This window comes from Psychrobacter sp. DAB_AL43B, from assembly GCF_900168255.1.
Classification (GTDB): domain Bacteria; phylum Pseudomonadota; class Gammaproteobacteria; order Pseudomonadales; family Moraxellaceae; genus Psychrobacter.
Window position 1 is genome coordinate 1,195,869 of the sequence record NZ_LT799838.1, and the last position, 13,485, is coordinate 1,209,353.

Annotated in this window: 10 protein-coding genes; 9 read left to right on the plus strand and 1 reads right to left on the minus strand. The window is 42.8% G+C overall.

All coding sequences use genetic code 11. The features are described from left to right. Window positions 1-581 precede the first annotated feature (581 nt). From DABAL43B_RS05190 to DABAL43B_RS05200, 3 genes are all read left to right on the plus strand, one after another. Window positions 582-1,487 (plus strand): hypothetical protein, encoded by a 906-nt coding sequence (locus DABAL43B_RS05190; protein ID WP_079691386.1) that lies wholly within the window; start codon window positions 582-584, stop codon window positions 1,485-1,487. A gap of 36 nt (window positions 1,488-1,523) precedes the next feature. After that, window positions 1,524-2,108 (plus strand): YqiA/YcfP family alpha/beta fold hydrolase, encoded by a 585-nt coding sequence (locus DABAL43B_RS05195; protein WP_079691387.1) that lies wholly within the window; start codon window positions 1,524-1,526, stop codon window positions 2,106-2,108. A gap of 272 nt (window positions 2,109-2,380) precedes the next feature. Further along, window positions 2,381-3,013 (plus strand): hypothetical protein, encoded by a 633-nt coding sequence (locus DABAL43B_RS05200; protein WP_079691388.1) that lies wholly within the window; start codon window positions 2,381-2,383, stop codon window positions 3,011-3,013. 163 nt (window positions 3,014-3,176) lie between these two features. Here the strand turns inward: DABAL43B_RS05200 and DABAL43B_RS05205 are convergent, their stop codons facing one another. Further along, entirely contained in the window at window positions 3,177-5,075 is a 1,899-nt protein-coding gene (locus DABAL43B_RS05205) for an autotransporter domain-containing protein (protein ID WP_079691389.1), read from the minus strand. Between the two features lie 292 nt (window positions 5,076-5,367). On the opposite strand from DABAL43B_RS05205, the gene DABAL43B_RS05210 reads away from it, so the two are divergent. From DABAL43B_RS05210 to DABAL43B_RS05235, 6 genes are all read left to right on the plus strand, one after another. Then, window positions 5,368-6,687, plus strand: a complete 1,320-nt coding sequence (locus tag DABAL43B_RS05210; RefSeq protein WP_079691390.1) for a short-chain fatty acid transporter — start codon at window positions 5,368-5,370, stop codon at window positions 6,685-6,687. Window positions 6,688-7,395: 708 nt separating this feature from the next. Then, window positions 7,396-8,109 carry a DUF6977 family protein gene (locus tag DABAL43B_RS05215; RefSeq protein ID WP_079691391.1) on the plus strand — a complete coding sequence of 238 codons (714 nt, stop codon included), beginning with the start codon at window positions 7,396-7,398 and terminating at the stop codon, window positions 8,107-8,109. 517 nt (window positions 8,110-8,626) lie between these two features. Beyond that, window positions 8,627-10,255 carry a sodium:solute symporter family transporter gene (locus tag DABAL43B_RS05220; protein ID WP_079691392.1) on the plus strand — a complete coding sequence of 543 codons (1,629 nt, stop codon included), beginning with the start codon at window positions 8,627-8,629 and terminating at the stop codon, window positions 10,253-10,255. A 75-nt stretch (window positions 10,256-10,330) separates the two neighbouring features. Further along, a complete protein-coding gene (locus DABAL43B_RS05225) occupies window positions 10,331-11,488 on the plus strand; it encodes an NAD(P) transhydrogenase subunit alpha (RefSeq protein WP_079691393.1) in 1,158 nt (385 codons plus the stop codon). A 143-nt stretch (window positions 11,489-11,631) separates the two neighbouring features. Then, entirely contained in the window at window positions 11,632-11,967 is a 336-nt protein-coding gene (locus DABAL43B_RS05230) for a proton-translocating transhydrogenase family protein (protein WP_197684685.1), read from the plus strand. Next, complete coding sequence (locus tag DABAL43B_RS05235) at window positions 11,964-13,361, plus strand: NAD(P)(+) transhydrogenase (Re/Si-specific) subunit beta (RefSeq protein ID WP_079691395.1); 1,398 nt, start codon at window positions 11,964-11,966, stop codon at window positions 13,359-13,361. The genes DABAL43B_RS05230 and DABAL43B_RS05235 overlap by 4 nt, the downstream gene beginning before the upstream one ends. Window positions 13,362-13,485: the final 124 nt, after the last annotated feature.

Genomic DNA, 13,485 nt, shown 5'->3' on the forward strand with positions numbered 1-13,485 from the left:
TTTCGCTTGCTGTGCGCTTCGTACTCCAGAGGCTTCGCAAAATTTATCCCAGCAGCACTGTATTCTTTTCACATTGAATCGACTATATTAAAACTCTAAGCGACACCAGTTGTCGCTACTCTTATCCAAACCGCTTTATTTTTATATGAGTTTGTATTATAGTTATTGAGTCAGGCAAAAATAACGTGACAGATAATTAACCCTCGGGGCGCAACGCTTCACTTCTTAATTAATCTGTTTTTAACGAATTATGATTCCCAACGTTATTTTCGTTTATTCATAAACAGCTTCGCCTGCATAAATCCCAAAAACTATCTTTATTAATAACCAGAAAAACTGAACAGAAAAAATGCTCGTTAACTTTGTGAAAATGTTGACGCTGCAACCATGAAAGTCTGTGTTAAAAAACTAGCCATAAATAAAACCGCTACGCTACCAAATCGATTCACTCACTTAACTTTATAGATAATGACGACATTTAACAAAATGGCGAACAGCCTCGGCTGACTAAAAATTGTGACTAAAAAACTGATAATTAAAAATGCTGCTACAAAACCATATTCAAAAAAAAGGCAAACCCTATGACAAATACCAAATACTTTTTTGAACAAAATCGCATAGACGATGTGCAGTGGTCAGGTGTATCAAGACTCTCAAGCTTGCCGTCATTGCCAGACGATGGGAAATTCCCACCGCTAAAAACCCCTTTGTTTTATCTTAAAAGCGTGTCTATTAACACTTATGAAGATGATATTTATTTTGTTAATAATACCGAGCAGACGCTACACTTTGTAGCGCCATTTAAGCTATGTAAAAATTTAGCTGATGCCAATGCCAAGCTCGGTGATGTAAGCGATAAAAATGTGCATAAGGCCAAACTTTATGTTGACGATATGGATCGTTTATATACCGATGTGTTACCCAATCAAGGCGTGCGCATTGGGCGTACGCATATTATTTATGACAGTGACGGGCTAAGGCAGTGGTTTATTCAAGTGCCATTTAAAGCTGTTGACGCTCATTACGCTATGTGGCGCTTTAATGTGGTTGAAAAAGGGGGCGTTGGTGAGGCGTATCCACTGCTGTGGGATAATTTTGCCAAACCCACGCACATGGTCAGTTGTCAGTGCTCGACTGAACGCGCTGATATGCCGATAGAGCCTTCGGTTTATGAAGAGCGTTGTTGGGTATTCGATAGACTAATCGAATCGCTGGGTATAGCGGATGCGCTATTTGTACTGGCGATTAATGACATTCTTTATCGTTATTGTGTGGGCTGGAGTGCCCCTTACAATGAATCGGATATCCAAGCAAAAGATATTGCGCATAAACTGCAAGAATCAAAGCCTAAAGATGCGCAAGCAGTGAAAGCCATTGTCCAAAGCGTTTATGACTTTTGGTTTAATGAAGGTTTTGCGAAAAATATCTCAGTAGAGGCTTGTACGGAGCTTTTTGATTTGTACCAAGAATGGATGGCGAAATATTAAAAAATAACTAAGAAATAATAAAAAAAGGAGAAGGCAATGATGTTGCCCATTGAGAATAACGACACGTTTTTACTGTTTTTTCATGGTCTTGATTCAAGCAATGAGACCAGTAAATATACTTGTATTACGCGTGAACCGAAGATCTGCCAAACGGTTAATTACCGAGATGACTTTAAAAAAGTTTTTGAGATTTATGAAGCGTTGATTCAAGAAAAAATGCAAACGTATCCTAGAGTGGTATTAGCAGGGCATTCACTTGGTGGTTGGTTTGCCAATCACTTTGCCCATAAATATAATCTGCGGGCGTTATTGATTGCGCCCTGTATTTATCCTAGTGAAGTTTTAGCCGATCGTATTCCAGAAGTGGCTAATATGAAACTGTCTTTTCCGACATCTAACACTGAGATGACACGGGTGATGGTCGAGGTCGATGATGAGTGCCTAGATGTGGCTGTCGCTAAGCGCACGTTAGTGAACTTGCCTGAGAGCTGGGAGGTTGAATATTTTGAGCGTGGTCATCATCGCATTGCTCGTAGCAGTGAGATTTGGAGTCATTTGCTAGATTTGTGCGAAGATCCTCTGGTTTGGATAGATACCGCTACATTTTATGGTGAAGATTAACAGTCATAACATAATCTGGTATGCTATGATTATTAGAAATGGTCATTAACAATAATTGTTAAGACCTATCGTGGGTTTAATGGTTTTGTTGTGCTGTCATTGTCAATAAGTAATCAATGATAGCGCGACAAACCTTGCAACTTCCAGCACGATATAAAATAACTCTGGTAAAGCGCATGAGCCTGTACTCCGACAAGGTTATCCATGCCTAATTTTATTTGCCTATTTAGGCTTATTTTTATAAATCTGTTGTCGGAGTTCAGGAGTCTTACATGCTAGATAAAAAAACCAGTCATTCTAAATATACTTGTCGTTATAATCCGCGTCACCCTTTAGCGCAACAGGTTATCAGTCAAATAGATAAGCTTGAATTGCGCCCACAAGATATCGTCAAAGTGATGGGTTATCCCATCAAACATACCATTCCCGCTTGTGATCGTCTGCGTCATGTATTGTCTAGCGAAAAACTGGGGCTGGATGGGAGTTATATCGATGGCTACTTTACGGCTGATCAGTTTTTAGAGAAGTTGTGCTCAGTACTTGATATGAATTATCAAAAATTTGCAGATGATATCGCCCAAATCAAATATGATCTGGCGCATTATCCGCAACCTCAATATAGCTTGCAAGCCGATGTTGATTTTACGTTTGGGGGAAGCTCAAATTGGCTGTCGCGTTGGGGTGCTTCACTGTCTACTCGTGTGTATTTGCCAAGCGGATTCGGCAAATTGAATGAAGCCGAGCGTAAAGCGATTATTAAAGAGAACATCCACGAGCATTATCGGCAGTATGAAGGTAACGTACCGTATGATGGTATGATAAAAGGCTATCATTTGACGATTGAGCAGAATAATAAAGTTATCGATAGGGTGAAGTATCGATTACCAAGCTCTACTAGCGCTTGATATAGGTTTTATAAAAGAAGCAAATTAAGGTCAAATGTTATCTTGATGTTGTAATCAAGCTGATAGATGAGTTGACTTAGAAGCTATGTTAAATACCTTTAAATAAAAACCGCCCAGTGCTAAATAGCGCTGGGCGGTTTTTTTGACGATTCATTAGGGCTATTTAAAACGCGCCGCTAAGCCCGACAAATACACTCGTTGATTTGTCATCATCGCCTTGCGAGTGAGTGACGCCAGCATTGGCATTGAGCAAACCAAAGCTTTTGGATACGCCCAGTGTCATACCAAAACTATCATCGTCGGTCTCTATCATTGGCGTATCAAAGCTGATATTTGATATGGTATTAAGGCGGGCAGAAGCAGCTTCCCGATTGTCGCTCAACTGCTTTTGATAATGAATATCACCAAAAACACTAAGCGTATCGGCTAAGCTATGATTGGCTTTTACACCAAGTTTGCCATAGGTTGTAGTATATTTTTGCTCGTCGAACTGCATGGCAATACCAGACATTTCTTGCTCTTTTAGCGCATCCAATCTTACGCGGCTAGCCGTTGCACCGATATATGGCGTGATAGCGAGGCTGCTTACTTGCATCGGGTAACCGGCCTGCAAATTGGCATAATAGCGTTTACCATCGGCATTGGATTTAAATTCTTGTTTATTGCCACCAAGCGTGACCGCACGTGTGACATCAACATCCATATTACCGAAGCCAATTGCACCATTAAGCTGCACACCGCCAAGACTATCTAAAGTATTGCTATGATAGACACCGAAGCCCACTTCTTCTAGTTCAATATTGCTTAAGCCAGTACGAACCGCTGAGTTCTCAAACTCTTTTTGAGTGATGTTGCCATACAACCCTGTGACGGCGTTTGCCGAATTGGGATGAGAAAAATCTACGCCCAATAATACTTGCGTATTACCATCTCCTTCAAATCCTGCAATATCTTGATTTTCAAACTCACCGGTTGCCCACAAGTTACGGGCAGGTTTTTGCTCACTGCTTTGGATTTGATTGATGTGAGATTGCAAGCGCTCGCTGGTTGCCAGCCCTGCTGTCGTCGCAATGTGCGGCAGTACGCCAATCAGACTAGGTGCGGTCACAACGGCACTGGCATAATCAGCAATCATTTGGTGCGCGCGTCCTGACGGGTGAATACCATCAGCAAAGAAATAGCTCTCATTAGCACCTGGCGTTACTAAGTTATTCGATCCACATAGCAGTGAGCTTGCTGTCGTACAAGCTGCTTGAGTAACATTCGTAAAACCATAAGCAGTAGGGTTGGCAGCTACCTGTTGTAGTAAGCTAAAGGTATCTAGCGGTATAATATTTGCACCTGTAGCGACAGCACCACTATACATAGATTGGTTGTATAGATTTGCCAACATAGTACCAGACGATTGGAAGCCTGCTCCTACAGCAATAGCAGTAGGTGTGAGCCCTATATCAGGAATATTGGGTACTAAAATATAGTTTGCACCATTATCTTTTAGCGCTTTGATGGCTGCGACTTGGCTACCCGCAGCAGCTGAAACAGTATTTATAGCATTAGCAGGATTGGTGGCTGCTGCAAGTAAATCGTTTGCGCCTCCCCATACCACATACATGCCATTAGGATCGACTTTTTTATTAGTAAGATAGCCATTAACTTGAGTATTGACAGAGGCAACGGGAACGTTAACGCCGAAATCTGTATTAACGATATCTACGCCAGCTCTTGCCCCACCAATAGCATAGTTATTGCCAGTTTGCGCACCACCAACGGTATTGGCAACAGAGGTTGTACCAAGCTGCTCAGCAAATGAGGTCGCCCATACATTATCGGGATTGGTCGTAAATTGACCTGATTCGTTAAGACCCAGCCCTGAAGGAGGAGTACCTTGGGTAATTGGGCTAAAGTAGCCGCCATCGGTTAAGCTGTCTCCAAAAAATGTCACGCTGCTATAAAGCTCAGCGTGAGCCAAACCAGCTACAGATAGTGAGATAGCTAGCATGCTTTTAGTTAGAGTTTTGAGGGTAGTAGGTTTAACAATAGCACGAGAGATATTAAGAGGCATATCGACTTCCTTGTCGTCAATGTAGCGGGTTTATTAAGAAAGTGTAACTGCTTTTAAAAAACCTAGCAATCTATTTAACGGCAAAGCTTAATGTAAGTTGAATAACTCAAAGACTTCATCGAACAATATAACTCTCGAAAGTTTTTTCTCGTGAAGAGTAAGGATAGTTTGAAGGGTAAATGCAGTATGAGAAAATCGGCTTTATGCTAAATGAGTAGGAATAAAAAAGGAGAATGAGGTAGCATTAGACAGGATCTGCAAATTCAAATGTAAATAAAAAGGAATTTATAAAATGAAAGGAATCACACGTTTTTCGAACAGCTTAATGGAGAAGTATTTACCAGATCCGTTTTTATTCGTCATTATCTTAACAGTCGTTATTTTCGCGCTGGGCTTAGGCTTAACTGATTCTTCACCTATACAAATGGTGGCGTTTTGGGGTGAAGGATTTTGGGCGTTACTTGCATTCTCGATGCAAATGGTGCTCGTACTGGTCACTGGTTTTGTACTGGCAAGCAGCCCGATATTTAAAAAAGGGTTAGGCAAGCTGGCGAGTTTCGCAAATTCACCAGGTAGCGCGATTATTTGGGTAACCTTAGTATCACTTGCAGCAAGCTGGATTAACTGGGGATTTGGCTTGGTTATTGGGGCGCTATTCGCAAAAGAATTGGCGAAGCGTGTTGAACATGTCGATTACCGTTTGCTGATTGCCAGTGCTTATTCGGGATTTATCATTTGGCATGCCGGATTTTCTGGATCGATTCCGTTGTCGATTGCGACAGAGGGACATCCATTCGTTGACAAAATCGGTATCATTCCAACGAGTGCAACCATTTTTGCTAGTTATAACTTAATCATCGTTGCGGCATTAGTGATTATTGTGCCTTTATTAAACCGTTTAATGATGCCGAGAAAAGAAGATACGATTACCGTCGATCCCAAACTTCTGGTTGATCCGATTATTGAGGCGCTTCCGGCAAAATCAGAGATGACACCAGCAGAGCGTTTGGAAAACAGCTGGATTTTATCGATGGTCATCGGCGCAATGGGCATTGCTTTTATTGTTTATTATTTCGTACAAAATGGCTTTGCGTTAACGCTCGACTTGGTGAACTTTATGTTCTTATTCCTTGGGATTATATTCCACGGAACACCTCGTAAGTATTTGATTGCCGTTCAAGAAGCCGTCAAAGGAGCAGGCGCGATCATCGTTCAATTTCCGTTTTATGCAGGCATTATGGGAATGATGACGGCATCTGGTTTGGCAGGTGTTATGTCAGATGCGTTTGTCAACGTTTCGACAGCAGACACGCTGCCACTTTTTGCTTTCCTAAGTGCAGGACTCGTCAACTTCTTTGTCCCTTCAGGTGGTGGACAATGGGCAGTTCAAGCGCCAATTATGTTAGAAGCCGCGGAAATGCTTGGCAGTGACCCAGCGAAAGTTGCCATGGCTGTTGCATGGGGCGATGCTTGGACAAATATGATTCAACCGTTCTGGGCATTACCAGCACTGGCAATTGCTGGACTGAAAGCCAAAGATATCATGGGCTTTTGTGTCATTGTGTTGGTGGTCAGTGGCGTGGTAATTGGTTTAGGATTATTGTTCTTGTAAATAAAGACTAGGGTTTCGGCCTTGCCTATTTTAGGGGTTTTCTTGAATTACGATTCATATATTTTTCTAGAAAATTGCTTCAACCTTTAAAAATACTTAAAAAGCCTCACTGTGTAGTGAGGCTTTTTAAGTATTTAGTGCGGGGAAATAGCTAATATCTATCCTAGCTGCGCCAACGATGCTAACTGAATCGTCCCGACTATATTGGAGACTGTTTTATGGGTGTCAGGCTTTTAAACCTGCCGCGGTAAATTTATCTTAATAGGTAGCTTCAAGTTTTTAAGGCGGTGCATAATTGATAACGTTATGTAGTTGCCTTTATTATGCCACTACATGTCTATTCGGGTCATGTAAGCGATAAATACTAGACCACTAGGCAAGGTACTCTCTAAAAAGACCTATGCAGATTGGAATGAGATAGTCCAAGAGCGTTATCCTCAACACTATTAGTTGTTTTAAAATATGGTTTTATTCATCTTTCAACACCTTATACTATGTGAGTTATTGACGCCAAAAAGCCAGCGAGGTTATCAATAACCCTAAAATAGGGCAGGATAAATGACCGATAATAAGATAAACTCCCCCGCGAGCGCTGATGGGGTTCAATGCATATAGGACTGGGCAGATGCATTTGGCTGCTAGGGTAGTTGTGAGAGACCATTTATACAAGAACATTTATACAAGAACATTTATATAAGGCACATCGCTATGGAACAAACACAAAACGCTGTAGAACAAAGACCCGTATTCATGCCTAGAGTCAACAGTGACAATCTGGTAAAAACGGATATGGTTAGGTTTGAGCGGCATGTGGGATTCGCGAGTAGACAAAAGAAAAAGTCCATCAATGACCTACATCAAGTCATTCGCAAAAAGTATGGATTTAATAACGTCTTAGAGCTATCTAGTAAATCCGGCAATAAGCTAAGTTTTGCGCTGAGCCCATCGAGCTTAAGGCTTGCTAATGAGCATGATGGGCAACAGTATAGTGTCGAAAATGCCTTTCAAAGCAGTATGGTTTTTGAGGACGGCGGTCCCTATACCGACTTGCTGAGCGCCCCGCCAAGACAAGCCAAAAAAGACGAGCGATTAATAACTTCGGGTGAATTAATGAGCTACGATTATTTTGGCGTAGAGTGGAGCGTAGAGCCATTAACCACGTTTTACGATTGGCTGTATGTGAATGCCCTAAAGCAAAACCCTCAGCTGCATGAAGAGGTCATGCAATATCAAGCTTTTACTGATATTGAGTTTAATCCCAAAAAGTCTATTCATTGTGCGGCTTATGCGCTGGCTATGTTTGTGGCGCTCAATAAACGAGAGTTGCTCGATAATGTTGAAGACCCAACGGTATTTTTTAATTTATATCATGAATTTAAAGTGAGTAATACCGAGCAGCTGTTGGAAGAGGGTTGGCTCTGATAGCTAGACCAGCTGTACTGAGTCTGAAAGCCTACCTAATTTTTAAATTTAGCCAGCACAGCATTTTCAATAAAAAAGGACACAACATCATGTTGTGTCCTTTTTTATTGGTATACATTTTGCCAGTAGCTCAGCTTTATGCTTTATTATCATCCAGCTCAAAGTTTCGCCCAGCCGAGATAATACCTCAGTGATGCCAACCAAACTCCCACCTTGGCAATGCTGAGGCACCATTTTATATAAATAGCTATAAATTCACATTCACTTATATCCATTGTTATCAGAGGCTTTAAGCGAGTATATATTCTTTATTCAGTATAGACCAATCTAGGCAAAGTATATTTTTGACCATCGTCTAAGGTCAAAATACACCAAAACACCCATATCTATAAATTGATTGCATTCGAATTCAATATTAAATATACTCAAGTTATATTAATTTATAAGAAATTCCAATCAAGTTAATAAAGTATTACTTTATGAGTTTGGGAGGGCCATTAACAAAAGGATTTTGATTATGGAAAGTTTTGGTGCCCTTAACTGGGGGATTGTCATTGTTTATTTATTAGTTAATCTTTTGCTCGGCTGGTTTATGAGTCGGAAAATTTCTACTGCTGAAGATTATTATATTGGTGACCGTTCAGCCCCTTGGTGGGCGATTGGTATTTCTGTAATTGCCACTTATATCAGTGCCTTGTCGTTTTTAGGTGGTCCTGCCTGGGCATATGGTGATGGTATGGCAGCTCTCGCCATTCACATCAACTATCCATTAGTTGTTTTCATCGTCGTAGTATTTTTCCTACCTTTCTTTTATAGCAGCGGCGTAGCGTCTATTTATGATTATTTAGAACGTCGATTTGGTAAGAAATCCCGAGCAATCATGAGTGTATTGTTTTTGATTAGCCAAACCATCACTACTGCTTCTATTCTAACAGCCACCGCTTTTGTCATAACCTTTGCAACAGGTATAGAGCCAAAAACGGCAATTATCATTATGTCAGCTATCGTAGTGGGTTATACGTTAATGGGCGGCATGAATGCTGTTATTTGGACGGACGTCTTGCAAGGATTTATTTTATTTCTTGGTGCGGGGATTATCTTTTTCATACTAATTGGCGAAGTGTCACCGATGTCAGGGGCTCTTACCATGCTTGGCGAAAACGATAAACTAAATCCACTCAACTGGAGCGTAGACTTTTCGGTTACCCCAACGGTCTGGGCAGGCGTTGTAGCGATGACATTGTTTCATGTCACGGTATATGGTGGTAATCAGATGATGGTACAGCGCACCTTGGGTGCAAAAACTATGGGAGATGCTAAGAAGTCTTATCTATTGATGGGCTTTGTTGCATTTTTTATCTACTTTTTGTTCTTCTTTATTGGTGCGCTATTATACGTTTATTTCAAGGGTAAACCATTTGCACAACCAAATGAAATCATCTTGATATTTGCTAATATGCTTGCCATTCCTGGTTTGATGGGGATCATTGCTGCCGCAATCTTATCAGCTTCAATGTCAAGTCTATCATCGGCACTAAACTCTCTAGCGACGATATCTGTGCTCGATTTTTATCAGCCGTACGTGAAAAAAGATGGTAATGAAAGGCACTATTTAGCCGCCTCTCGTATTCTTACCATCATTTGGGCAATATTAATCATTCCTGCTGCATTCGCATTCATTGATAGTAAAGGGTCTATTTTAGAGACATTTACAGAGGTTTCTTCATATTTTGTTGGGGCAAAGTTGGCCATGTTTGGTTTGGGCTTCTTTTCGAAACACACCACCGAGCGAGGTCTTATCACTGGTGTGATTGCTGGTTTTATTGGTTTATACGTGTTCGCAGTCGGTATTCCATTTACCGATTGGACACCACCAAATATCGCATGGCCTTGGTTTGTGGTCATTGGCGGTGCTATTAATATCATTGTTTCCATCAGTGCAAGCTTGTTACTTGATGGTAGACAAGAAGTTTGGCATGAACAAACGGTCAAAGGTCAACAGCTAAAGTTTGCCGCTGAAGGCAGACCTGAGAAAGTTGATGGATGGTATGTGGTACCTGGTAGGGTTGATAAAGTAGTGTGGTTATTACCAGTGCTATTTGTCTGTATTATATTATTCTTAGCATATTTTGGTACGTTAGGCTAAAGCGTGTCACTGGTTGGATTATGAGACCTACAAATATGAGACCTACAAAGTAGTCATTAGACGTAAGGAGACGGTATGAGAATCGGTGTCATCAGTGCAGATAGCGCAAGCGAGAGTCGGGTCGCATTAACCCCAGACGCAGTAAAGAAATTACGCAAACTTGGGTTTGAAGTCATCATTCAATCAGGTGCAGGTCAAGCATCTTATTATGCTGATGAATTATATCAAGCGGCTGGAGCCGATATTGCCAACAGCAGCATTGATGTCGTCAGCCAGTCTCAAATTATTACCACCGTCAACGACTTGCCACCAGCGGTAACCGATCACTTAACCTCTGGTCAAATCGTTATCGGTATGCTCGACCCGTATCGCAATACCCAACTTGACACTTATGCGGTAAAAGGCGCAACCGCCTTTGCCATGGAGCTGTTACCACGTACCTTATCGCGGGCGCAGAATATGGACGTCTTGTCATCGCAAGCCAACCTTGCCGGTTATAAAGCCGTATTGCTCGCGGCCAATGAATACTCGCGTCCTTTCCCCATGTTTATGACCTCAGCCGGTACGGTTAAGCCTGCCAAAGTGGTCATCTTAGGGGTCGGTGTGGCAGGCTTACAAGCCATTGCCACCGCTAAGCGCTTAGGCGCCGTCGTTGAAGCAAGCGATTTACGTCCGACCGCTCGTGAGCAAGTAGAGTCATTAGGGGGTAAGTGGCTTGATGTACCAATGAGTGCAGAGGAAGCTGAGACCGCTAAATCCACAGGCGGCTATGCGTGGACGCCATCAGAGCAATATGTCAAAGACCAAGCCGCTGTCGTCGACAAAGCCTTAAGCAATGCAGATATCGTCATCACCACCGCACAAATCCCCGGTCGCCAAGCACCGCGCTTGGTCCATCAAGCAACCCTTGCCAAAATGAAGGCAGGTTCGGTGCTGATTGATATGGCTGCTGGAACAGGCGGTAATGTCGAAGGTAGCGTCCCTGATGAAACCATTATGACGGCCAATGGCGTACGTATCGTCGGTGCCGCCAATATTCCATCCATGCTCGCGGCGCAATCATCAGACCTGTATGCCAATAACCTGGTCAATTTTATTACTACCTTAATTGCGCCTGCCGCGACAGACGACGCTGCAGCAAACACACTGGCACTCAACTTAGACATGGAAGATGAGATTCAAGGGGCATTAGCCGTGACGCATGACAACCAAGTGCGTCTCGCTAAGCGCTAAATCTCAATTCCCAAGTCTCAAATCTCAAGTCTCAAGTCTCAAGTCTCAATATCTTATGATTATACATTTGCCAGTAACGAAACAATTTTTAGGAGGATAAGATGATTGCCACTATTTTAGCGGCAGCGCCAGCGGGTGCGGCCATGAGTAGCACGCCATTTGTAGCGATTTTTACCGTGTTTGTGCTTGCTATTTTTGTCGGATACTACGTCGTTTGGGGCGTGACCCCAGCACTACATACACCATTGATGGCCGTAACCAATGCCTTATCCAGTATTGTCATCGTCGGGGCGATGCTACAGACCGTCACCATTGATGGTTCGATATTTACGCCGACCAGTTTACTTGGGGCGTTTGCGGTCTTTTTAGCCAGTATTAATATCTTTGGTGGTTTTGCAGTAACTGAGCGTATGCTAGCGATGTTTAAGCCAAAAGCGAAAAAAGCGGTCGTAGCACCCACTACTGGAGGTGACGCATGAATGAGTTTGCCAATATGATTGCGGCTAATGCTGACTGGTTTTACTTAATCGGTGCCATCCTTTTTGTCTTGACCTTACGTGGTTTATCTAGTCCCAAAACGGCTATTCGTGGTAATCGCTTGGGTATGGTTGCCATGGCGATTGCCGTTGTAACGACATTCTTCTTAGCAGAAGGCCCCGTACTGTGGTTGATTATCGGTGCGATGGTGTTAGGGGCTATCGTCGGGATGTGGAAAGCGAAGACAGTCGCCATGACTCAGATGCCAGAGACGGTCGCCTTAATGCATTCATTCGTTGGTTTGGCAGCCGTAGCGATTGCCTTAGCAACGGTATTGCATACTGAACAACAGCATGGCACGGTTGCCCGTATCGAATTGTTTATCGGTTGTTTTATCGGTGCGATTACTTTCTCAGCCTCAGTCTTTGCCTTTGGTAAATTGGCAGCGAAAAGCTGGGCGAAGACCTTGGTTGGCGGCTGGGTAAAGCCGGTACAAGCGCTATTATTCATTGCGATGATTGCTTTTGGCGGTGTGTATTTTGTCACGGACTCATTACCCGCATTCTATGCGATGGCAGTGATTGCGGTGATCTTTGGCTGGATGTGGATTGCGCCAATTGGTGGCGGTGATATGCCAGTGGTTGTGTCTCTACTGAACTCATTCTCAGGTTGGGCAGCAGCGGGTATTGGTTTTACCCTTGGCAACTCGATGTTGATTATCGCCGGTTCGCTGGTCGGCTCATCTGGTGCGATCTTATCTTACATCATGTGTAAAGCCATGAACCGCTCATTATTGAACGTGCTATTTGGCGGTATGGGTACATCAGCAGTAGCTGCAGGTAGCGATGATGGCGCACCAAAGAACTATAAAGCAGGCTCAGCAGAAGATGCGGGTTTCTTAATGGCCAATGCCAGTAGTGTGGTGATTGTCCCAGGTTATGGCATGGCGCAAGGTCGCGCACAAAACGCGGTCAAAGAGTTATATGAGCTATTAAAAGAAGAAGGCGTCAATGTGCGCTTTGCCATTCATCCGGTTGCTGGTCGTATGCCAGGACATATGAACGTGCTATTGGCGGAAGCCGATGTGCCTTACGATGACATCCTTGAGATGGATGAGATCAACTCTGATTTCGCCAGTACCGATGTGGTGTTAGTCATTGGGGCCAATGATGTGGTCAATCCTTCTGCGAAAGACGATCCGTCGTCACCTATCTTTGGGATGCCGATTCTAGAAGTGACTAAAGCGCAAACGGTGATGGTGATTAAGCGCTCGATGAGCACGGGTTATGCAGGTCTAGATAACAGCTTGTTCTACATGGACAAAACCATGATGATCTTTGGTGATGCGAAGAAGATGGTTGAAGAGATGGTTCGTAGTATTAATGGTGCTCATTAATCTCTGAAATAATAGGTAGTTCTACATAAAATTGATACGTTGGTAGCCACGTGCTACTGTTATAAAATTTTCTTGCTGGCTGTTCGCAAGCGTGACAGAGGCTGCAAAAAATTTATTTCAGTAG

What these genes read in the sequence shown, in the direction of transcription:
- DABAL43B_RS05205 (WP_079691389.1), bottom strand. Translation starts at nt 5,075, where the DNA reads ATGCCTCTTAATATCTCTCGTGCTATTGTTAAACCTACTACCCTCAAA.
- DABAL43B_RS05225 (WP_079691393.1), top strand. Translation starts at nt 10,331, where the DNA reads ATGAGAATCGGTGTCATCAGTGCAGATAGCGCAAGCGAGAGTCGGGTC.
- DABAL43B_RS05195 (WP_079691387.1), top strand. Translation starts at nt 1,524, where the DNA reads ATGATGTTGCCCATTGAGAATAACGACACGTTTTTACTGTTTTTTCAT.
- DABAL43B_RS05235 (WP_079691395.1), top strand. Translation starts at nt 11,964, where the DNA reads ATGAATGAGTTTGCCAATATGATTGCGGCTAATGCTGACTGGTTTTAC.
- DABAL43B_RS05230 (WP_197684685.1), top strand. Translation starts at nt 11,632, where the DNA reads ATGAGTAGCACGCCATTTGTAGCGATTTTTACCGTGTTTGTGCTTGCT.
- DABAL43B_RS05210 (WP_079691390.1), top strand. Translation starts at nt 5,368, where the DNA reads ATGAAAGGAATCACACGTTTTTCGAACAGCTTAATGGAGAAGTATTTA.
- DABAL43B_RS05190 (WP_079691386.1), top strand. Translation starts at nt 582, where the DNA reads ATGACAAATACCAAATACTTTTTTGAACAAAATCGCATAGACGATGTG.
- DABAL43B_RS05220 (WP_079691392.1), top strand. Translation starts at nt 8,627, where the DNA reads ATGGAAAGTTTTGGTGCCCTTAACTGGGGGATTGTCATTGTTTATTTA.
- DABAL43B_RS05200 (WP_079691388.1), top strand. Translation starts at nt 2,381, where the DNA reads ATGCTAGATAAAAAAACCAGTCATTCTAAATATACTTGTCGTTATAAT.
- DABAL43B_RS05215 (WP_079691391.1), top strand. Translation starts at nt 7,396, where the DNA reads ATGGAACAAACACAAAACGCTGTAGAACAAAGACCCGTATTCATGCCT.